General features: G+C 57.0%; 21 protein-coding genes. 12 read left to right on the top strand and 9 right to left on the bottom strand.

Translation table 11 applies throughout. From position 1 onward, the window contains the following. Positions 1-156: 156 nt before the first annotated feature. From F0320_RS06615 to nfsA, 3 genes are all read right to left on the bottom strand, one after another. Complete coding sequence (locus tag F0320_RS06615) at positions 157-633, bottom strand: YbjN domain-containing protein (protein ID WP_003858385.1); 477 nt, start codon at positions 631-633, stop codon at positions 157-159. A gap of 63 nt (positions 634-696) precedes the next feature. Beyond that, complete coding sequence (gene rimK, locus F0320_RS06610; RefSeq protein WP_126328110.1) at positions 697-1599, bottom strand: 30S ribosomal protein S6--L-glutamate ligase; 903 nt, start codon at positions 1597-1599, stop codon at positions 697-699. Between the two features lie 69 nt (positions 1600-1668). Then, positions 1669-2391: a nitroreductase NfsA gene (nfsA, locus tag F0320_RS06605; RefSeq protein ID WP_047653162.1), complete on the bottom strand. Its 723-nt coding sequence runs from the start codon at positions 2389-2391 to the stop codon at positions 1669-1671. A gap of 184 nt (positions 2392-2575) precedes the next feature. Between nfsA and F0320_RS06600 the strand changes: the two genes are divergently transcribed. Beyond that, complete coding sequence (locus F0320_RS06600) at positions 2576-2845, top strand: GrxA family glutaredoxin (RefSeq protein ID WP_010429050.1); 270 nt, start codon at positions 2576-2578, stop codon at positions 2843-2845. Positions 2846-2874: 29 nt separating this feature from the next. On the opposite strand, the gene F0320_RS06595 is transcribed toward F0320_RS06600, so the two are convergent. After that, entirely contained in the window at positions 2875-3249 is a 375-nt protein-coding gene (locus F0320_RS06595; RefSeq protein ID WP_126328109.1) for an inner membrane protein YbjM, read from the bottom strand. Positions 3250-3522: 273 nt separating this feature from the next. Between F0320_RS06595 and F0320_RS06590 the strand changes: the two genes are divergently transcribed. From F0320_RS06590 to arsC, 4 genes are all read left to right on the top strand, one after another. Continuing rightward, positions 3523-5208: an aspartate:alanine antiporter gene (locus tag F0320_RS06590; protein WP_014169303.1), complete on the top strand. Its 1686-nt coding sequence runs from the start codon at positions 3523-3525 to the stop codon at positions 5206-5208. 253 nt (positions 5209-5461) lie between these two features. Beyond that, on the top strand, positions 5462-5782 hold the full coding sequence (locus F0320_RS06585; protein ID WP_126328108.1) for a metalloregulator ArsR/SmtB family transcription factor: 321 nt from the start codon (positions 5462-5464) through the stop codon (positions 5780-5782). A 40-nt stretch (positions 5783-5822) separates the two neighbouring features. Then, positions 5823-7112 carry an arsenic transporter gene (locus F0320_RS06580; protein ID WP_126328107.1) on the top strand — a complete coding sequence of 430 codons (1290 nt, stop codon included), beginning with the start codon at positions 5823-5825 and terminating at the stop codon, positions 7110-7112. Positions 7113-7124: 12 nt separating this feature from the next. Continuing rightward, the gene (arsC, locus tag F0320_RS06575; protein ID WP_126328106.1) at positions 7125-7556 is read left to right on the top strand and encodes a glutaredoxin-dependent arsenate reductase; all 432 of its coding nucleotides are present in this window, start codon (positions 7125-7127) and stop codon (positions 7554-7556) included. A gap of 21 nt (positions 7557-7577) precedes the next feature. On the opposite strand, the gene F0320_RS06570 is transcribed toward arsC, so the two are convergent. Next, a complete protein-coding gene (locus tag F0320_RS06570) occupies positions 7578-8129 on the bottom strand; it encodes a TetR/AcrR family transcriptional regulator (protein WP_126328105.1) in 552 nt (183 codons plus the stop codon). An 81-nt stretch (positions 8130-8210) separates the two neighbouring features. On the opposite strand from F0320_RS06570, the gene F0320_RS06565 reads away from it, so the two are divergent. Together F0320_RS06565 and F0320_RS06560 are read left to right on the top strand one after the other, a co-directional pair. Further along, positions 8211-9425: an MFS transporter gene (locus F0320_RS06565; protein WP_126328104.1), complete on the top strand. Its 1215-nt coding sequence runs from the start codon at positions 8211-8213 to the stop codon at positions 9423-9425. After that, on the top strand, positions 9415-10227 hold the full coding sequence (locus F0320_RS06560) for a Cof-type HAD-IIB family hydrolase (protein ID WP_126328103.1): 813 nt from the start codon (positions 9415-9417) through the stop codon (positions 10225-10227). The genes F0320_RS06565 and F0320_RS06560 overlap by 11 nt, the downstream gene beginning before the upstream one ends. A gap of 90 nt (positions 10228-10317) precedes the next feature. On the opposite strand, the gene F0320_RS06555 is transcribed toward F0320_RS06560, so the two are convergent. Continuing rightward, the gene (locus tag F0320_RS06555; RefSeq protein ID WP_126328102.1) at positions 10318-11550 is read right to left on the bottom strand and encodes an MFS transporter; all 1233 of its coding nucleotides are present in this window, start codon (positions 11548-11550) and stop codon (positions 10318-10320) included. 168 nt (positions 11551-11718) lie between these two features. Between F0320_RS06555 and F0320_RS06550 the strand changes: the two genes are divergently transcribed. The 3 genes from F0320_RS06550 to deoR all read left to right on the top strand — a co-directional run bounded on the left by F0320_RS06550 (position 11719) and on the right by deoR (position 13889). Then, a complete protein-coding gene (locus F0320_RS06550) occupies positions 11719-12447 on the top strand; it encodes a phosphatase PAP2 family protein (protein WP_039261468.1) in 729 nt (242 codons plus the stop codon). Positions 12448-12454: 7 nt separating this feature from the next. Beyond that, positions 12455-13063 carry an undecaprenyl-diphosphate phosphatase gene (gene ybjG, locus F0320_RS06545; RefSeq protein WP_126328101.1) on the top strand — a complete coding sequence of 203 codons (609 nt, stop codon included), beginning with the start codon at positions 12455-12457 and terminating at the stop codon, positions 13061-13063. Between the two features lie 67 nt (positions 13064-13130). Beyond that, positions 13131-13889 (top strand): DNA-binding transcriptional repressor DeoR, encoded by a 759-nt coding sequence (deoR, locus tag F0320_RS06540; RefSeq protein ID WP_029739929.1) that lies wholly within the window; start codon positions 13131-13133, stop codon positions 13887-13889. A 67-nt stretch (positions 13890-13956) separates the two neighbouring features. On the opposite strand, the gene dacC is transcribed toward deoR, so the two are convergent. Continuing rightward, on the bottom strand, positions 13957-15162 hold the full coding sequence (gene dacC, locus F0320_RS06535) for a serine-type D-Ala-D-Ala carboxypeptidase (protein WP_047653218.1): 1206 nt from the start codon (positions 15160-15162) through the stop codon (positions 13957-13959). A 240-nt stretch (positions 15163-15402) separates the two neighbouring features. Between dacC and F0320_RS06530 the strand changes: the two genes are divergently transcribed. Continuing rightward, positions 15403-16029 carry a glutathione S-transferase family protein gene (locus F0320_RS06530; RefSeq protein ID WP_126328100.1) on the top strand — a complete coding sequence of 209 codons (627 nt, stop codon included), beginning with the start codon at positions 15403-15405 and terminating at the stop codon, positions 16027-16029. On the opposite strand, the gene F0320_RS06525 is transcribed toward F0320_RS06530, so the two are convergent. Both F0320_RS06525 and bssR read right to left on the bottom strand, forming a co-directional pair. Continuing rightward, positions 16030-17148 carry a PQQ-dependent sugar dehydrogenase gene (locus F0320_RS06525; protein ID WP_126328099.1) on the bottom strand — a complete coding sequence of 373 codons (1119 nt, stop codon included), beginning with the start codon at positions 17146-17148 and terminating at the stop codon, positions 16030-16032. A 106-nt stretch (positions 17149-17254) separates the two neighbouring features. After that, positions 17255-17638 carry a biofilm formation regulator BssR gene (gene bssR, locus F0320_RS06520; RefSeq protein ID WP_047653221.1) on the bottom strand — a complete coding sequence of 128 codons (384 nt, stop codon included), beginning with the start codon at positions 17636-17638 and terminating at the stop codon, positions 17255-17257. A 216-nt stretch (positions 17639-17854) separates the two neighbouring features. Between bssR and rimO the strand changes: the two genes are divergently transcribed. After that, a complete protein-coding gene (gene rimO, locus F0320_RS06515) occupies positions 17855-19180 on the top strand; it encodes a 30S ribosomal protein S12 methylthiotransferase RimO (protein ID WP_047653222.1) in 1326 nt (441 codons plus the stop codon). Positions 19181-19218: the final 38 nt, after the last annotated feature.

Raw genomic sequence — 19218 nt, 5'->3', positions numbered from 1 at the left:
ACGCCTTTTATCAATTTTTTATGCAGGTTATGTCTACGTGATAAGCCGAAACGGCCTTCAGGGAGGTGAAAAATTCTTTAAAGAAAGGTTAAAAGCAGCAGAAAAAATGGCCTTCTGCAGCCGCTATGGCAGCGACTGCGCAAAAGTCAGACAGGCTTAGTGAAGAAAATTGGGAGATGCATCATTATTCTCTGCATCATCTTCCGCGCTATACAGCAGATGGTGTGCATTGGCTTCCATCATAACCATGGAAATTTGCTCTTCGCTCAAGCGCATAAACCAGGCGAACTGCTTGAACGACAGCCCTGCCCCGGAGAATAAAGACTGGCAAACGACCAGTTTTGGCAGATTATCATCCTGTATGTCGAGAAATGCCTTCACCGTCAAAGAACTGGCATTGATTGCCGACAGGTCGGAAGCCAGCGCCAGCAGCGCGGAGGGCTTCACTTCGGCCAGCGCGGAGAAAAGGATCACGTCGTTAATGAGATCGATTTTGGCATCGAAAATGCCGTCGAAATTCTGCATATGAGGCAGATGCAGCGCCTGGCAGGAATCGCATTCGAAGAATGTAATTCCGGCATCATCAAGCCATTGACGTAACGTATCCAGTGTAGGTACGACCTGTAAATCCATCGCTGTGCAGCCTCTTCAATATAATCTGTGCATAGGGTACGCAAAAAGTGCGCGGTAATCTATTCAACCACCCGTTTTCAGACAGTAGCCCGGCGTGGCATGACGCTCGATCCATGCGATCATTTTACCCGCAATATCGACACCTGTGGTTTTTTCCACGCCTTCCAGCCCCGGCGAGGCATTCACCTCCATGACCAGCGGCCCGCGCGTCGCCCGCAGAAGATCTACGCCCGCCACGTCCAGCCCCAGGGTTTGCGCCGCTTTGACGGCAATTTCCCGTTCGCGATCGCTGATACCGGCTACCCGCGCCACGCCGCCGCGGTGAAGGTTAGAGCGGAAGTCGCCCTCTTTCGCCTGACGCTCGATGGCCGCCACCACTTCATTGCCGACCACGAAGCAGCGAATATCGCGCCCTTTCGCCTCTTCGATGTACTCCTGCACCAGAATATGAGCATTCAGTCCCCGAAAGGCGTCAATCACGCTCTCCGCCGCCTGGCGCGTTTCCGCCAGCACCACGCCAATGCCCTGCGTGCCTTCCACCAGCTTAATCACCAAAGGCGCGCCGCCCACCATGTCGATAAGATCGCTGGTGTCGTCAGGTGAATGGGCAATACCCGTGACCGGGAGATCGATCCCCTGACGGGCGAGGAGCTGCAGCGAGCGCAGCTTGTCGCGGGCGCGCGAAATGGCGACGGATTCATTGAGCGGATAGCTGCCCAGCATCTCAAACTGGCGCAGCGCGGCGGTGCCGTAATAGGTGATCTGGGAGCCAATGCGTGGGATCACCGCATCAAAGTGCGGCAGCTTGCGGCCTTTGTAGTGGATCGACGAGGCAGCCGGGTCAATGTTCATATAGCAGGACATCGGATCGAGGATCTCAACCTGATGCCCGCGTTTCGCCGCCGCTTCTCGCAGGCGCTTACATGAATAGAGCGTTCCATCCCGGGACAATATGGCAATTTTCACCCTGCACCTCTCTGAAGACATGGAAAAAGCCTGCATATCATATACGCAGGCAGGCGCAGGCGGAATGGACTATCGCGTCGCCCAGCCCTGTTTGTGCAGGTAATCAAGAATAAACGGGCGGTTTTCTTTAATGATGGTGCGACGAATATGGTCAGTCCAGGTATCACGACGGTTATTGCTGTCGCGCGTCAGGTAGTAGTTCGCCAGCTCTTCGTCATATTGATTCAGGACGTCCCGATCGACCGGCTGGTAGTGGTTTTCGTGCACCAGCATGGCGGCAGGAATACGCGGCTTCAGATCCGGGTTATCCGCCGGCCAGCCGAGGCACAGGCCAAACAGCGGGAGGACGTGTTTTGGCAGCTTCAGCAGCTCGGTTACGCTTTCAATGTTGTTACGCAGCCCGCCGATGTAGACGCCGCCCAAACCCAGCGACTCCGCCGCCGTAAAGGCGTTTTGCGCCATCAGTGCGGTATCCACCACGCCCAGCAGCAGCTGCTCGGCCAGCCCCAGCTGCGCTTCAGGGCAAATTTGCAGGTGGCGGTTAAAGTCGGCGCAGAACACCCAGAACTCGGCGGCCTGGGCAACATGCTTCTGCCCGCCGGTCAGCGTGACCAGCTGTTCACGCATGGCCGGGTCGGTGATGCGGATAATCGAGCTGCACTGCAGGAAGCTGGAGCTGGAGGTCGCTCTGGCGCTGTTAATAATCGCTTCGCGCTGCGCCTCGGTAATCGGCTCGTCGGTGAAGTGGCGAATGGAACGGTGGGATGTGAGCAGGTCTATGGTTGGCGTCATCTTGTCTCTCTTTGTCTTGCTTAAACCGTATGGCAGCCAGTATAGGCAATGATTTGCGCGGTGTAATTGGCGAAACATAGCCTTACTGTATCAAAGCGACAGGCGAAACCTTCTTTAATGGCGACAGGTTATCGGGCACTATATGTCCTATTCGCCGTCAGGCTTGTTTTTTGAGGAGAGAGAAATGTTTGCAGTAATTTTTGGTCGTCCAGGGTGCCCTTACTGTGTGCGCGCGAAAGAGCTGGCTGAGAAACTGACCGAAGAGCGCGATGACTTCAACTTCCGCTACGTGGACATCCACGCGGAAGGCATCACCAAAGCGGATCTCGAAAAAACCGTCGGCAAGCCGGTTGAAACCGTACCGCAGATCTTCCTCGATCAGAAACACATCGGCGGTTGCACTGACTTTGAAGCCTACGCCAAAGAAAACCTGGGCCTGTTTGCCGCCCAGTAATGCGAAACGCCCTCACCTTGAGGGCGTTTTTATTTGTGGTGCCGTTGATGCTTAATCAGGCTGCACACAAACAAATAGCACAGCGCGCCGAGGGCGCACCAGAAGACGCCGCTCAGCAACCACGCCAGCTCCTGCCAGAAACTTCGCGTTGATACATACAGCATGCGCATCAGCAGCAAACACAGCGGTGCCGCCAGCATTGCGCCAATAAGCGGCTTGACCACCTCCCCTTTACGGGAAAGAAAACTGGCTGCCGCTCCCGGCAGGGTAAAAAAGAGCAGCCCCAGCTCCGGGTGTCCGGCAACCCTGAATGCCCCTTTCACATTAAAAGCGAGCGACATGCACACGACGGTAAACAGCAAAAAGCAGCTGATCACCCCCGCCCAGTTTCGTTTAATGTTCAAACTATCCTCCTGACTTATCTCTATCAAATACACCTTCGTCGGGTAGACGCCCAGTCAGATAAAGCAATGCGGCAATCCATGCCAAAGTACGCACAGGGTGATGCGATAATAGGTAGCTGTCAGTAGCTAATACGATTAAACTATCGGCCAGCTAATGTTTTAGGGAATAAATTAGGTAACAGGGAGGGTTGAACACGTTCCCTGGCTCAGAAAACAGTAGCCTAAATAGTCCTTTCATTCAACAACTTACTGGTAAACAAGAAGTTAGCCTCCGTGAATATAAACGTCGCAGACTTGTTAAATGGGAATTACATCCTGTTATTATTTGTGGTACTGGCGCTGGGCCTTTGCCTGGGTAAATTGCGCCTGGGTTCAGTTCAACTTGGTAATTCCATTGGCGTTTTAGTGGTTTCCTTATTATTAGGCCAGCAGCACTTCAGCATTAACACGGACGCGCTGAACTTAGGCTTTATGCTGTTTATTTTTTGTGTTGGCGTGGAAGCAGGACCGAACTTTTTTTCAATTTTCTTCCGCGACGGCAAAAATTATCTGATGCTGGCGCTGGTGATGGTCGGCAGCGCGCTGCTGATCGCGTTAGGGCTGGGTAAACTGTTTGGCTGGGATATCGGGTTAACGGCCGGTATGCTGGCAGGCTCCATGACCTCCACCCCCGTGCTCGTGGGTGCCGGTGATACCCTGCGCCATTCCGGCATGGCCGGCGCGCAGCTCTCAACCGCCCTCGACCACCTGAGTCTGGGCTATGCCCTGACCTATCTGATCGGTCTGGTGAGCCTGATCGTCGGCGCGCGCTACCTGCCAAAACTTCAGCACCAGGATCTGCAGACCAGCGCCCAGCAAATCGCGCGCGAGCGCGGCCTGGATACCGATTCCAAACGTAAAGTCTATCTCCCGGTGATTCGCGCCTATCGCGTCGGGCCAGAGCTGGTGGCATGGGCCGACGGCAAAAACCTGCGCGAGCTGGGGATCTACCGCCAGACGGGCTGCTATATCGAACGTATCCGCCGCAACGGCATTCTGGCGAACCCGGACGGCGACGCGGTGCTGCAGATGGGCGACGACATCGCGCTGGTGGGTTACCCGGACGCCCACGCCCGTCTCGACCCGAGCTTCCGTAACGGCAAAGAGGTGTTCGACCGCGACCTGCTCGACATGCGCATCGTCACCGAAGAGATCGTGGTAAAAAACCATAACGCCGTGGGCCGCCGCCTGGCCCAGCTGAAGCTGACCGACCACGGTTGCTTCCTCAACCGAGTGATCCGCAGCCAGATTGAAATGCCGATCGACGATAACGTTGTGCTCAACAAAGGCGACGTTCTGCAGGTCAGCGGCGACGCCCGCCGCGTGAAAACCGTTGCCGACCGCATCGGCTTTATCTCCATTCACAGCCAGGTCACCGACCTGCTGGCCTTCTGCGCCTTCTTTATTGTTGGCCTGATGATCGGGATGATCACCTTCCAGTTCAGCAACTTTAGCTTCGGCATCGGTAACGCCGCCGGGCTGCTGTTTGCCGGGATCATGCTGGGCTTCCTGCGAGCAAACCACCCGACCTTCGGCTACATTCCGCAGGGCGCGCTGAACATGGTGAAAGAGTTCGGTCTGATGGTCTTTATGGCAGGCGTGGGCTTAAGCGCGGGCAGCGGCATCGGCCACAGCCTGGGCGCCGTCGGCTGGCAGATGCTGGTTTCCGGACTTATCGTCAGCCTGGTGCCGGTGGTGATCTGCTTCCTGTTCGGCGCCTACGTGCTGCGCATGAACCGCGCCCTGCTCTTCGGGGCAATGATGGGCGCGCGTACCTGTGCGCCTGCGATGGAAATCATCAGCGATACCGCGCGCAGCAACATCCCGGCGCTCGGTTATGCGGGCACGTACGCCATCGCTAACGTACTGCTGACGCTGGCGGGTACGCTGATTATCATCATCTGGCCCGGGCTCGGATAACTCCTAAGAATGCGCGTGGCGGAAAATATTTTTGTTACGCGCAGAACTTTTTTATCAGGGGGCAGTCATAACTAGTGCCACTGCTTTTCTTTGATGTCCCCAATTTGTGGAGCCCATCAACCCCGCCGTTTTGGTTCAAGGTTGATGGGTTTTTTGTTGCCTGAAATTCCCCTTACTCAAATCTCACCTTCTCTCTTGCAGTTAAAACATATATGATTAAACGCATATGAAAATCACACCTGCAGGAACTCCCATGCTCCACCCGCTCCAGCTCTTCAAAACCCTCTCCGACGAAACGCGGCTCGCCATCGTCATGCTGCTCCGTGAAGCGGGCGAGTTGTGCGTCTGCGATCTCTGCTCCGCGACCGCCGAGTCGCAGCCGAAAGTCTCCCGTCACATGGCGCTGCTGCGCGAGTCCGGGCTGGTTATCGATCGTCGCGAGGGGAAATGGGTCCATTACCGTCTCTCTCCCAACATGCCTGCATGGGCGGCAGCCGTTATCGACACCAGTTGGAACTGCCTGCGGGAAGAGACGCGCATGAAGCTGAAAAACCGACTTTCAGGCTCGTGTTGATAACAATACATTCACAAAAAAAGATATAACGGAGTAAGCGATGTTTCTGGCAGGGGCTATTTTTCTGTTTACGCTGGTACTGGTCATCTGGCAGCCCAGAGGGCTCAGTATTGGCTGGAGCGCCAGCATTGGCGCCGTACTGGCGCTGATTAGCGGCGTGATTCACATTAACGATATTCCGGTGGTGTGGAATATCGTCTGGAACGCTACGGCGACGTTCATTGCCGTCATTATCATCAGCCTGCTGCTGGATGAGTCCGGCTTTTTCGAGTGGGCGGCGCTGCACGTCGCCCGCTGGGGGAACGGTCGCGGGCGATTGCTGTTTACGTATATCGTGCTGCTGGGTGCAGCCGTGGCGGCGCTATTTGCCAATGACGGCGCGGCGCTGATCCTGACCCCTATCGTTATCGCCATGCTGCTGGCGCTGGGGTTCAGCAAACAGGCCACGCTGGCGTTTGTGATGGCAGCAGGTTTTATCGCCGATACCGCCAGCCTGCCGCTGATTGTCTCCAACCTGGTCAACATCGTGTCGGCAGACTTCTTTAAGCTGGGGTTCAGCGAATACGCCTCGGTGATGATCCCGGTAGATATCGCCGCCATTGCCGCAACGCTGGTCATGCTGCATCTGTTCTTCCGCAAGGAAATTCCCCCGGAATATGACCTGGCGAAACTTCAGGAGCCCGCGCGGGCCATTCACGACCTTCCGACCTTCAGAACGGGCTGGATCGTCCTGCTCCTTCTGCTCGTCGGTTTCTTTGTGCTTGAACCTCTCGGCATTCCGGTCAGTGCCATTGCGACCGTCGGCGCGCTGATTTTATTTGCCGTCGCAAAACGCGGACATGCGATAAACACCGGAAAAGTGCTGCGCGGCGCGCCGTGGCAGATCGTTATCTTCTCGCTGGGGATGTATCTGGTGGTGTATGGCCTGCGCAATGCCGGGCTGACGGAATATCTCTCAGGCGTACTGAATAGCCTGGCCGGGCACGGGCTGTGGGCCACCACGCTGGGTACCGGGTTCATCACCGCTTTCCTGTCATCCATAATGAACAATATGCCCACGGTGCTGATTGGCGCGCTCTCCATTGAGGGCAGCACAGCAACGGGGTTGATTAAGGAGGCGATGATTTACGCCAACGTGATTGGCTGCGACCTGGGGCCGAAAATCACGCCTATCGGCAGCCTCGCCACCCTGCTCTGGCTCCACGTGCTGGCGCAGAAAAACATGACGATTACCTGGGGCTACTATTTCCGGACGGGCATCATTATGACGCTGCCGGTCCTGTTTGTGACGCTCGCCGCGCTGGCGCTACGTCTCTCCTTCACACTGTAATGAGCCACTGATATGAGCCACATCACCATTTACCACAACCCCGCCTGCGGCACCTCGCGCAACACGCTGGAGATGATCCGCAACAGCGGCACGGAGCCAGAGATTATCCTCTATCTGGAAAACCCGCCGTCGCGCGATGAGCTGACCACCCTGATTGCCGATATGGGCATTTCAGTGCGGGACCTGCTGCGTAAAAACGTGGAGCCCTATGAACAGCTGGGCCTTGCCGACGATAACTTCACCGACGACCAGCTTATCAATTTTATGCTGCAGCACCCGATCCTGATTAACCGTCCGATCGTGGTAACGCCGCTGGGTACCCGCCTGTGCCGCCCATCTGAAGTTGTCCTCGACATTCTGCCGGACGCGCAGAAAGGGGCATTTACGAAAGAGGATGGCGAAGCCGTCGTGGACGCCAGCGGGAAAAAAATCGATCACAGGTAAAAGTGGCAGGGCGAGTGTTACCTAAGGGTTCCCCTCGCCCGCAATTCTCCCCACCATCGCCCGAATCTCCTCCCGGGTTAACGGCGCCCGGTCGGTGACGTAGTGCAGCGTCATCCCTTCGATAAACGCGTCCAGCGCGCGGGTGGTAACCGGGTCGAACCACTGCTCCAGCGTGGTCTGGCTCATCTTCATCCAGTCCTGCATCACCGTTTTCAGCGCCGCGCTGCGGTGCATAAAGGCGTAGAGCTGATACATCAGCGCCATGTTGTGCGGCGTGGTTACCTGTGAGCTGTGGATCAGGGTGGTGATGGATTCGCACGCCATTTCCGGACCGGTGACGCCAGCAAAGAAATCCCGGTACTCTTGCGACATCTGTCGGGTAAACCACGTGAAGGCCTCCTCCAGCAGCGGCTCCATGCCGTCGAAATAGTAGGTCATCGACCCCAGCGGCACGCCCGCGCAGGTGGCGATTTTACGGTGCGTGACGGCGTGGATGCCGTGTTCGGCGATGGTATCGAGCGTTGCCTGCAGGATCTTCTCCCGGCGATGTGGATCGTTCGGTGGTCTGCTCATAAATTCCTCACGTGGTTTGTGTACAAATGTACACAAACTTGCTAGTGTTGTCGCTATTGTTGTACTTCTGGTGCTATCCCGATGACGCTGACCTCTCCCCGCAAAGCCCTGCAGCTCCGCCTGTGGGCGCTGTTTATGTTCTTCTTTATTCCCGGTCTGCTGATGGCCTCCTGGGCCACGCGCACCCCCGCTATTCGCGATATTTTGTCCGTTTCTACCGCCGAGATGGGCATCGTACTGTTCGGCCTGTCGATAGGTTCCATGAGCGGCATCCTCTGCTCCGCGTGGCTGGTAAAGCGCTTTGGTACGCGAGCGGTGATCCGCACCACCATGTGCTTTGCCGTGTTCGGGATGGGAGTATTAAGCGTGGCGCTGTGGTTTGCCTCGCCGGTGCTGTTCGCCCTGGGCCTGACGGTATTCGGCGGCAGCTTCGGTTCGGCTGAAGTTGCCATCAACGTGGAAGGGGCGGCGGTCGAGCGCGAAATGAATAAAACCGTGCTGCCGATGATGCACGGTTTTTACAGCCTCGGCACGCTGGCCGGTGCGGGCGTGGGGATGGCATTGACGGCCACTGGCGTGAGCGCGAATCTGCATATCCTGCTGGCGGCGCTGGTGTGCATCATTCCCATTCTTACCGGCATCCGGGCCATCCCGGACGGCACCGGTAAAAACTCCGCGGACGAACAGCACTCGGCCGAAAAAGGACAGCCCTTCTACCGCGACTTCCAGCTGATGCTGATCGGCGTGGTGGTGCTGGCGATGGCGTTCGCGGAAGGTTCCGCCAACGACTGGCTGCCGCTGCTGATGGTGGACGGTCACGGCTTTAGCCCGACCTCCGGCTCGCTGATTTACGCCGGGTTTACGCTGGGGATGACCGTTGGCCGCTTCACCGGCGGCTGGTTTATCGACCGCTACAGCCGCGTGGCGGTGGTGCGCGCCAGCGCCCTGCTGGGCGGCCTGGGTATTGCGATGATCATCTTTGTCGATGTGGACTGGATTGCCGGCGTCTCGGTGATCCTCTGGGGGCTGGGCGCGTCGCTCGGCTTCCCGCTGACCATTTCAGCCGCCAGCGATACCGGCCCGGATGCCCCGACGCGCGTCAGCGTGGTGGCGACCACGGGCTATCTCGCCTTCCTGGTCGGGCCGCCGCTGCTCGGCTTCCTCGGCGAGCACTACGGGCTGCGCAGCGCCATGCTGGTGGTGTTAGGGTTGGTCATCATCGCGGCGCTGGTGGCGCGCGCGGTGGCAAAGCCGGAAACGAATCAAACGACACTGGAGAAGGGATATGAGCGTTAAACTGATCGCCGTCGACATGGATGGTACATTTCTGAGCGATGCCAAAACCTACAATCGGCCGCGCTTTCTGGAGCAGTACGCCCGCATGAAGGCGCAAGGCATTCGCTTCGTGGTCGCCAGCGGCAACCAGTATTACCAGCTGATCTCCTTTTTCCCGGAGATAGCGCATGAAATTGCGTTCGTCGCCGAAAACGGCGGCTGGGTGGTGAGCGAAGGTGAAGATGTCTTTAACGGCGAACTGTCGAAAGCCCATTTCTCTACCGTCGCGAACGTGTTAAACGAGGTTCCGGGCATTGAGATTATCGCCTGTGGCAAAAGCAGCGCGTACACGCTGAAATGCTATGACGAGGGCTTTAAGGATATCGCGGCGAAGTATTACCACCGCCTCGAAATGGTCAGCGATTTCGACAATCTGAACGATATTTTCTTCAAGTTCGGGCTTAACGTTTCTGACGATGAAATTCCGCGTATTCAGGCGCTGCTGCATGAAAAGCTGAGTGACATCATGGTGCCCGTCACCACCGGTCACGGCAGTATCGATCTGATTATCCCCGGCGTGCACAAAGCTAACGGCCTGCGGATCCTGCAAAAGCGCTGGGGCATTGACGATAGCGAAGTGGTGGCCTTCGGCGACAGCGGCAACGACGTGGAGATGCTGCGCCAGTCCGGGTTCAGCTTTGCGATGGCGAATGCCAGACCGCACATCAAAGCGGCGGCGCGTTTTGAGGCGCCGCATAATAACGATGAAGGCGTTTTAAACGTGATTGAGAAAGTGTTGTACGGGGAGGCACCGTTTAATTGACCGGTGCGGTCTGATGCCCTCACCCTGGCCCTCTCCCACAGGGAGAGGGGACTGTTCCGTGCTCGCCAACAGGAAGAGGGAATAAACAGGTTAAGGTTGCAGGGCGTTCCCGACGCGTTTGTCTTTCAGGAACACCACCATCAGTCCAACCCACAGCAGGCCGTTGGCGAGGTTAAACAGGCTGAACAGCCCGTTGCCGCCCATCGCATAGGCATGCTTGCTCACCTCGATACCGACGGTAAAAATCAGCATCTGCAGCATCCCCATCGCCGCTGAGACCGTGCCTTTACTCATCTCGCTGGCAAACAGCGTCAGGCGCACCAGCCCGGCGTTGGCCACGCCAATCCCGAAGGCGTAGATGCTCAGCCCCGCCGTCATCCACAGATAAGCGTGTGTTGACGCGACGGTCGCCACCGCAGCCAGAATCAGCCCTGCCGCAATCGGCCAGCCGCCCATGATAATCAGTGAACGCACGGTGCGTCGTGACGTCAGGCGTGCCAGCACCAGATTCCCGATAATCAGCGCGCCAAAGATCGGCACCTGCAGCAGGCCATACTCGTAGCTGCTGAGTTTTTCACCGCTGATGATAATGACCGGCGACTGCGCGATCCACGCCAGCAGCGGCAGGCTAACGAACCCGGTCGCCAGCGCGCCCGCCACAAAGCGGCCGTTCTTCAGCACTTCTTTGTAATCCCGACCCAGCTCTTTCAGCGAGAGTTTCTCGCCGATGCGGGTGGCCGTTTCCGGCATCGCCCGGTGCAGGCCAAAGAACGCGAAGGCGGCGAGAAGCGCAAAGAGCACAAACATCCCTTCCCACGGCGCAACGTGCACCCACGCGGCACCCACCAGCGGCCCGAGTAAGGGGGCGATCAGCGCCACGTTCGCCATCAGCGCGGTAATTTTGATACACACAGCCTCTTCAAACGACTCCTGAATGGCGGCATACCCCACGGCGCCGATAAAGCACAGGCTCACCCCTTGCAGGAAGCGCAGCAGGGTAAATTGTTCAATGTTTTGCGCCAGCAGCGTGGCGAGACAGGTGACGATAAACCACACCACGCCCGTCAGCATCACCGGACGACGGCCAATACGATCCGACAGCGGGCCTAACAGCCACTGTAAAAACATGCCGCCGGCCAGATAGGCGGTCATGGAGGTCGGCACCCACTCAATACCCGCGTTGTACTGCGCCACAACGGCCAGCATCCCGGGCTGGATCATATCGTTGCCGATATAGGTAGAGAATTCGTAGAGCACCAGACACAGAGGGAAAAGCAACGCCTGACGACCCAGACGTGAACCAGAAGAAGAACGGTTTAACATGCAATCTCTTTATAATGACAAAATCGCGACGAGTTTAATGAAATGCCGCAGCCCGAGATAGTGATTTATCGAGGATAAACAGAAATAAAGCACATATCGTCTTCGTTTAAGGTTTCCTTAAGTTGACACTTTTATGATAGCGCGATTACTCGTCAACGACCCCAAATTATGGCACTCACCTCCAGCCGTTCAGAATTGTCTAACTTACAGACAAATAAGACAAAACGACTTTACCGCTTACCGACCCGCTTTTATGGTTATCAGCTTTTCGTACTGATTGCCCTTGCCGTGGTGTTTACATGGCTATCGCGCAGTGAAGCGCTCGACAGATGGATCACCGGCTTTTGGTATGACGCGGCCACGCAGAGCTTTCCGCTGCAGAAGGATCACCTGCTGGATCTGCTAAACCACCGCCTGGCAAAGTACATCGCCATCGGCTTAGGTGCTGTAGCGCTGTTTTACGGTGCCTACAAGCGCAACGCAAGGCTTGTCACGGCGGCGCTGCTGATGGGCGTTGGCGCGCTGGTAGTAGGCGTGCTGAAAAGCGTGAGCCATCACAGCTGCCCGTGGGATCTGGTGGAATATGGCGGTAAGGCTATGTCTTATCCCCTGTTCAGCGCCGTCCCTGCTGACAGCGGTCCGGGGCGTTGTTTCCCCGGCGGTCATGCCTCCAGCGGCTTTATGGTGATGGGCCTGTTTTTTGCCTTCTGGCGCGAGCGTCCGCGTCTCGCCTGGTGCTTCGTCGCGCTGGGCGTGGTGTTAGGTCTGGCGATGGGCTACGGCCAGGTCATGCGCGGGGCGCATTTTTTCTCTCACAACCTGTGGGCCGGGTGGTGGGTCTGGTTTTCTCAGGTGGTTGTCTACGGACTTATTTCCACCCGGTTTGCTAAAGAGTGATAACGCTATGTTAGAGAATCTGAATTATCAGCTGTTTTATCTGATCAACGCCACGCCAGCCTCGCCTGAGTGGACGATCGATTTTGCCACCTTCCTGGCAAAAGATCTGATCGGTATCGTGCCTGCACTGGCTGCGATTCTCTGGCTGTGGGGTCCCCGCAGCCAGGTGAAGGCGCAGCGCCAGCTGGTGATTAAAGTCGCGATGGCGCTCGGGGTAAGCGTCCTGGTCAGCTACATTCTCGGCCATGCGTTCCCGCACGATCGTCCGTTTGTCGATCGCGTCGGCTATACCTTCCTGCACCACGCGCCGGATGACTCGTTCCCGAGCGATCACGGAACGGTGATCTTTACCTTCGCGCTGGCTTTCCTGTTCTGGCATCGCCTGTGGTCCGGTGCGGTCCTGATTGTGGCGGCCCTGGCTATCGCCTGGTCTCGCGTTTACCTGGGCGTTCACTGGCCGCTGGATATGGTGGGCGGTTTCCTGGTCGGGCTGATCGGCTGCGTGAGCGCGGCTATCCTGTGGAGCCTCTTCGGTGAAGCGCTTTACCGCACGCTGTCTTCGCTCTATCGCGCCATTTTCGCTATCCCGATCCGCAAAGGCTGGATACGTGACTAACCCCAACCTGACAGGTTACACTTGAGCCCCCGCCCTGCGGGGGTTCACTTTTTTATCCCGAGGAACTATGGAAACACGTCGCGATGACCGCATTGCTCAGCTGCTACAGGCGCTGAAGCGCAGCGATAAGCTGCATCTTAAGGAAGCCGCCAACCTCCTCGGCGTCTCAGAGATGACCATTCGTCGGGATCTGAACAGCGAAAGCGCGCCCGTCGTGCTGCTGGGCGGATATATTGTGCTTGAGCCGCGTAGCGCCAGCCATTATCTGATCAGCGACCAGAAAACGCGCCTGGTGGAAGAGAAGCGCAAAGCCGCCCGGCTTGCGGCCTCACTGGTACAGCCGCACCAGACGCTGTTTTTTGACTGCGGAACCACCACGCCGTGGATTATCGAAGCTATCGACAGCAGCATCCCTTTTACCGCCGTGTGCTACTCCCTGAACACCTTTCTGGCGCTTCAGGAGAAACCCGAGTGCCGGGTGATCCTCTGCGGCGGCGAGTTTCACGCCAGCAACGCCATCTTTAAGCCGCTTAACCTGCACGACACGCTCAGCAATTTATGTCCGGATATCGCGTTTTATTCCGCCGCGGGCGTCAACGTGCGTCAGGGTGCGACCTGCTTTAACCTGGAAGAGCTGCCGGTGAAACACTGGGCGTTAAGCGCGGCGCAGTACCATGTGCTGGTGGTCGATCACAGCAAGTTTGGCAAGGTGCGTTCGGCAAGAATGGGCGAGCTGGCGCAGTTCGATGCCATCGTCAGCGACTGCCGCCCGGACGACGAGATCGTGGCCCACGCGAAGGCGCAGCAGGTGAAGTTAATGTATTAAGAGGGATGCGGTCTGATGCCCGCACCCCGCCCCTCTCCCACAGGGAGAGGGAGAAAACCCAAAAGGTTTAGCTGAACCAGCTGCCGAACCACCCGTGGAATTTCATCATCACGAAATCCCACATCCGGCTGAAGAAGCCGCCCTCTTCCACAGCTTCCATTACAATCAGCGGACGCTGTTCAATCGACTTCCCGTTTAGCTGGAAATCAATCGTCCCGACCACCTGGCCTTTTTTCAGCGGAGCCGTAAGCTGCGGGTCGGTCAGGGTATAGCTGGCCTTCAGGTTTTTCAGCTGACCGCGCGGAATGGTCACCGAGCCCGCCTCACCCGCGCCCAGGTTCACTTCGCTCTTGTCACCAAACCAGACGCGCTGGCTGACGAACGTGGCATCCGGTTTAATCGGCGTCACGGTTTCATAGAAGCGGAAGCCCCAGGTCAGCAGTTTTTCTGACTCATTAAAGCGAATGCGGTCGGTTTTGGTGCCCAGCACCACAGAAATGAGGCGCATGTCGCCCTGGGTCGCGGAGGCCACCAGGTTATAGCCCGCGCCCGCCGTAGTGCCGGTTTTCATTCCGTCCACGTTAACATTGCTGCTCCACAGCAGGCGGTTGCGGTTCGGCTGGCGGATTTTATTGAAGGTAAACTCTTTCTCTTTATGGATGGCGTATTCATCCGGCACGTCGTGGATCAGCGCTTTCCCCAGCAGCGCCATGTCGCGCGCGGTACTGAACTGTCCCGGCGAATCCAGACCGTGAACCGTTTTGAACGTGGTGTTGGTTAAGCCCAGTTTCTGCGCGTAGCCATTCATCAAGCCAATGAAAGAATCCTGGCTGCCGGCAACATAATCGGCCAGCGCGATACACGCATCATTTCCCGACTGAATAATTACCCCTTTGTTCAGATCGGAAACGGAGACCTGATCCCCCGGCTTCAGGAACATCACCGAAGAGCCCCGCAGCGCCGGGTTGCCGGTCGCCCAGGCATCTTTCCCGATGGTGACCATATCGTCCAGCTTGATCTTGCCCGCTTTCAGCGCCTGGCCGACCACGTAGCTGGTCATGATTTTGGTCAGGCTTGCCGGATCGAGTTTCTCATCCGCATTCCCTTCCGCCAGCACTTTACCGCTGGAATAATCCATCAGGATCCAGGCGCGCGCATCCACAGGCGGCGCTTCGGGCGCAGCCTGTTCAGCTGCATAGAGAGTTGGTGCAAACAGGAAAAGGAGCGCAGAGCCTGTCGCAAGGCTGCGCAGAGAAGTCATTTTACGCGTCATAAATGCCACCCGAGTGTCCATTCAAAAATTACGTCACATCACCGTGTCGCAAGAAGCGATGAGTAATAGCGCACTAAAACGGTTAAAGAAACCCAACGAGGGTAAAGTTATTAAAGTTTATGCAATAACATTCATATACGCTTTGATTCAGACGATTTTTTTGTCTTCTGTTGCGTAATTGTTAGGTTTATCTCACCATGGCGAACGCTGACCCGGATTCACAACTCATCAGGAGTAAATATGATTACGCTTTGGGGCAGGAACAACTCGACCAACGTTAAGAAAGTGCTCTGGACGCTCGAGGAGCTGGATTTACCCTACAACCAAATCATGGCCGGCATGTCGTTTGGCGTGAACAAAGAGGCCGACTATCTGGCCATGAACCCGAACGGCCTGGTGCCGCTTCTGCGCGATGATGAAACAGACGCGACGCTTTGGGAGTCCAACACCATTGTCCGCTACCTCGCCGCCCAGTACGGTCAGGGCCGCCTGTGGGTGGAAAGCCCGACCCGTCGTGCTCAGGGCGAAAAGTGGATGGACTGGGCGAATCAGACGCTATCCCCGACCCACCGCGTGATCCTGATGGGACTTATCCGCACGCCGGAAGCCGAACGCGATTATCCCGCGATTCACGCCGCGCAGGATACCTGCGAAAACCTGTTTGCGATGATGGATGACGAGCTGGCGAAGCACGCCTGGTTCTCCGGCGAGGCGTTCGGCACAGGCGATATCGCCGTGGCGCCGTTCGTCTGGAACCTGACCAACATGGGCCTGAAGTGGACGCCGCGCCCTCATCTTGAGCGCTGGCTAAAACAGCTGAGCGATCGCCCGGCGTACCGTAACGTGGTGATGATCCCGGTCACCTGATTACGCACCGGACGGGCTGACTTTTAACAGCTGCCCGTCCGTCTCGTCGGTCAGCACATATAAATAGCCGTCCGGCCCCACCCGCACATCGCGAATACGTTTATCCCGGTCGCCCAGAATTCGTCCGTCCTCCGTGACCTTATTGCCCTCCACGCTCAGCACGATAACGTCCTTTTCCTTCAGCGCGCCGATAAACAGCTTGTTTTTCCACTGCGGGAAGACGTCGCTGTTGTAAAAGGCCATACCGCTCACGGCAGGCGACACTTTCCAGACGAACAGCGGTTTTTCGGTTCCCTCAACGTGCTCGCCTTTGGCTTCCGGAATTTTCAGACCGCTATAGTTAATACCGTGCGTCGCCAGCGGCCAGCCGTAGTTCTTTCCTTTCTCCGGGATGTTGATCTCATCCCCGCCGCGCGGGCCGTGCTCGTTCAGCCACAGCGCGTCGCTCCAGGGATTCATCGCCATCCCCTGCGGGTTACGAATGCCGTAAGACCAGATTTCGGGTCGTGCGCCGGGGGTATTCACAAACGGGTTATCCGGCGGCACTTTTCCGTCTTCGGTGAGGCGCACCACTTTACCCTGCAGCTTGTCCAGGTCCTGCGCCGTCGGACGCTGGTTGTTCTCGCCAAGTCCGATAAAGAGCGAGCCTTTGCCGTCGAACACCAGCCGCCCGCCAAAATGGTTCCCGGTGGAGAGTTTCGGCATCTGGCGGAACACCACCTGGAATCCCTCGATGCGGGAATAGTCGTCGCTCAGGCGGCCATAGCCCACCGCCGTTCCGGCTTTGCCGTCACTCCCGGCTTCAGCGAAGCTCAGCCAGATGCGGCGTGATTTTTCAAAATCCGGGGCGAGGACCACGTCCAGCAATCCTCCCTGACCGTTTGCCCAGACCTTCGGCACGCCGACAATTGGATCGGAGAGCCCTTTTCCGGCCTGCCAGCGTTTGAGCTGACCGCCCTTCAGGGTCACCAGCAGCCCGTTATTATCCGGCAGAAACGCCAGAGACCAGGGATGATCGAGTTTGTTTTGCAGCACCTCGACCTTGACCGCCTCCGGGGCAGCAAGAAGCGAAAACGGCATGAACAGCGCAGGCAGGGAAATTAGCGAGGATCGAGGCATAACGCGCTCCTTTATCGGCACATGGCATAAAGATTAGCCACTGCGTCCGGGCGCGTTACCACTTTTACAAAAGCTTAATCAGAAGGGGGAGTTGCCTCCCCCTGGGTCAGTGCTGTTCAAGCTGTTTGTGCTCGTTCAGGCACATGATGCATAGAGAAAGCGTGGTCAGGCAGTTTTCAAGCTTCTCCGCGTTAACAGCGATAAAGTTCGGGCAGTCGTGGCGTCCGTTCATCAGACACACCCCTGCAATGGAGAGCACTTCGGCAGCGCGGCGCAGCGCGATTTCTTCGCTTTCGCCGTATTTCGCCTGCAGGGTCGGTGCTTTTTCACGCATGAAATTGCAAAGTTCAAACAGGTTATCACGCAGATGTTCGCTTTCGCTGACTGACATATACCCTTTTGCCTTCCTCAACTGCAGGTACGCGGCCAGGTCGATTCGGGCGTTGATCAGCTTGTTAAGCAGATCGCGTTTAAGTCTGTCAACGGTCATGCTCTTTCCTCCTCTGTCAGCCATTGTGCATAATCAGGATAAGTTCATTTTTTGTACAGTTTAATGCCTGGGATCAATTTTTATTAACTGATTAACATTATTTACAATGTTACAACGTCTGCCCGGCGCATCCGCCTTGCAAAGAGTGTATAAATCCCCCGCGATACGCTGTAAAATCCCGCCCTGATAACTCCATAATTGATGAATTTTTAACCTATGAGCAATGTTACGCACCAGCCGAAAATCGGCTTCGTCTCCCTGGGCTGCCCGAAAAACCTCGTGGATTCCGAACGCATCCTGACCGAACTGCGCACCGAGGGCTATGACGTGGTGCCAAGCTACGACAACGCCGATATGGTGATCGTGAACACCTGCGGTTTTATCGACAGCGCGGTTCAGGAGTCACTGGAAGCCATCGGTGAAGCCCTGACGGAAAACGGCAAAGTGATTGTTACCGGCTGTCTGGGCGCGAAAGAAGACCAGATCCGCGAAGTGCACCCGAAGGTGCTGGAGATCACCGGCCCGCACAGCTACGAGCAGGTGCTGCAACATGTTCATCACTACGTGCCAAAACCCAAGCACAACCCGTTCCTGAGCCTGGTGCCAGAGCAGGGCGTGAAGCTGACGCCGCGCCACTACGCGTACTTAAAAATTTCCGAAGGCTGCAACCATCGCTGCACCTTCTGCATCATCCCGTCCATGCGCGGCGATCTGGTGAGCCGTCCGATTGGCGAAGTGCTGGCGGAAGCTAAACGTCTGGCCGACGCCGGCGTGAAGGAGCTGCTGGTCATCTCCCAGGACACCTCGGCCTACGGCGTGGACGTTAAACACCGCTCCGGTTTCCACAACGGCGAGCCGGTGAAAACCAGCATGGTCGGCCTGTGCGAACAGCTGTCTAAGCTCGGTATCTGGACGCGCCTGCACTACGTCTATCCGTACCCGCACGTTGACGACGTGATCCCGCTGATGGCGGAAGGCAAAATTCTGCCGTACCTGGATATCCCGCTGCAGCACGCTAGCCCGCGAATCCTGAAGCTGATGAAGCGTCCTGGCTCCGTTGACCGTCAGTTGGCGCGCATCAAGCAGTGGCGTGAAATCTGCCCGGAACTGACCCTGCGCTCCACCTTCATCGTCGGCTTCCCGGGTGAAACCGAAGAAGACTTCCAGATGCTGCTCGACTTCCTTAAAGAAGCGCGTCTGGACCGCGTAGGCTGCTTCAAGTACAGCCCGGTAGAAGGCGCAACCGCCAACGAGCTGGCGGACCAGGTGCCGGAAGAGGTGAAAGAAGAGCGCTGGAACCGCTTCATGCAGCTGCAGCAGCAAATCTCTGCCGAGCGTCTGCAGGAAAAAGTGGGCCGCGAGATCATGGTCATCGTTGACGAAGTGGACGAAGAAGGCGCAATTGGCCGCAGCATGGCGGACGCCCCAGAAATCGACGGCGCGGTGTACCTGAACGGCGAAACCAGCGTTAAGCCGGGTGATATTATTCGCGTGAAGGTTGAAAACGCGGATGAGTATGACCTGTGGGGTAGCCGGGTTTAATCTCCCCGCTCCGCTTTTGTAGGCCGGGTAAGGCGTCG

The organism is Enterobacter dykesii, assembly GCF_008364625.2.
In the GTDB taxonomy this organism is placed as follows: domain Bacteria; phylum Pseudomonadota; class Gammaproteobacteria; order Enterobacterales; family Enterobacteriaceae; genus Enterobacter; species Enterobacter dykesii.
Note: the sequence above shows the minus strand (reverse complement) of the source record. Positions and strands in the feature narration are given on the sequence as shown.

Bases quoted from the DNA above. Each gene is read 5' to 3' on its own strand.
- F0320_RS06615 (WP_003858385.1), bottom strand. From the start codon at position 633: ATGGATTTACAGGTCGTACCTACACTGGATACGTTACGTCAATGGCTT.
- nfsA (WP_047653162.1), bottom strand. From the start codon at position 2,391: ATGACGCCAACCATAGACCTGCTCACATCCCACCGTTCCATTCGCCAC.
- F0320_RS06600 (WP_010429050.1), top strand. From the start codon at position 2,576: ATGTTTGCAGTAATTTTTGGTCGTCCAGGGTGCCCTTACTGTGTGCGC.
- F0320_RS06585 (WP_126328108.1), top strand. From the start codon at position 5,462: ATGCTCCACCCGCTCCAGCTCTTCAAAACCCTCTCCGACGAAACGCGG.
- F0320_RS06580 (WP_126328107.1), top strand. From the start codon at position 5,823: ATGTTTCTGGCAGGGGCTATTTTTCTGTTTACGCTGGTACTGGTCATC.
- arsC (WP_126328106.1), top strand. From the start codon at position 7,125: ATGAGCCACATCACCATTTACCACAACCCCGCCTGCGGCACCTCGCGC.
- F0320_RS06570 (WP_126328105.1), bottom strand. From the start codon at position 8,129: ATGAGCAGACCACCGAACGATCCACATCGCCGGGAGAAGATCCTGCAG.
- F0320_RS06565 (WP_126328104.1), top strand. From the start codon at position 8,211: ATGACGCTGACCTCTCCCCGCAAAGCCCTGCAGCTCCGCCTGTGGGCG.
- F0320_RS06560 (WP_126328103.1), top strand. From the start codon at position 9,415: ATGAGCGTTAAACTGATCGCCGTCGACATGGATGGTACATTTCTGAGC.
- F0320_RS06555 (WP_126328102.1), bottom strand. From the start codon at position 11,550: ATGTTAAACCGTTCTTCTTCTGGTTCACGTCTGGGTCGTCAGGCGTTG.
- F0320_RS06550 (WP_039261468.1), top strand. From the start codon at position 11,719: ATGGCACTCACCTCCAGCCGTTCAGAATTGTCTAACTTACAGACAAAT.
- ybjG (WP_126328101.1), top strand. From the start codon at position 12,455: ATGTTAGAGAATCTGAATTATCAGCTGTTTTATCTGATCAACGCCACG.
- deoR (WP_029739929.1), top strand. From the start codon at position 13,131: ATGGAAACACGTCGCGATGACCGCATTGCTCAGCTGCTACAGGCGCTG.
- dacC (WP_047653218.1), bottom strand. From the start codon at position 15,162: ATGACGCGTAAAATGACTTCTCTGCGCAGCCTTGCGACAGGCTCTGCG.
- F0320_RS06530 (WP_126328100.1), top strand. From the start codon at position 15,403: ATGATTACGCTTTGGGGCAGGAACAACTCGACCAACGTTAAGAAAGTG.
- F0320_RS06525 (WP_126328099.1), bottom strand. From the start codon at position 17,148: ATGCCTCGATCCTCGCTAATTTCCCTGCCTGCGCTGTTCATGCCGTTT.
- bssR (WP_047653221.1), bottom strand. From the start codon at position 17,638: ATGACCGTTGACAGACTTAAACGCGATCTGCTTAACAAGCTGATCAAC.
- rimO (WP_047653222.1), top strand. From the start codon at position 17,855: ATGAGCAATGTTACGCACCAGCCGAAAATCGGCTTCGTCTCCCTGGGC.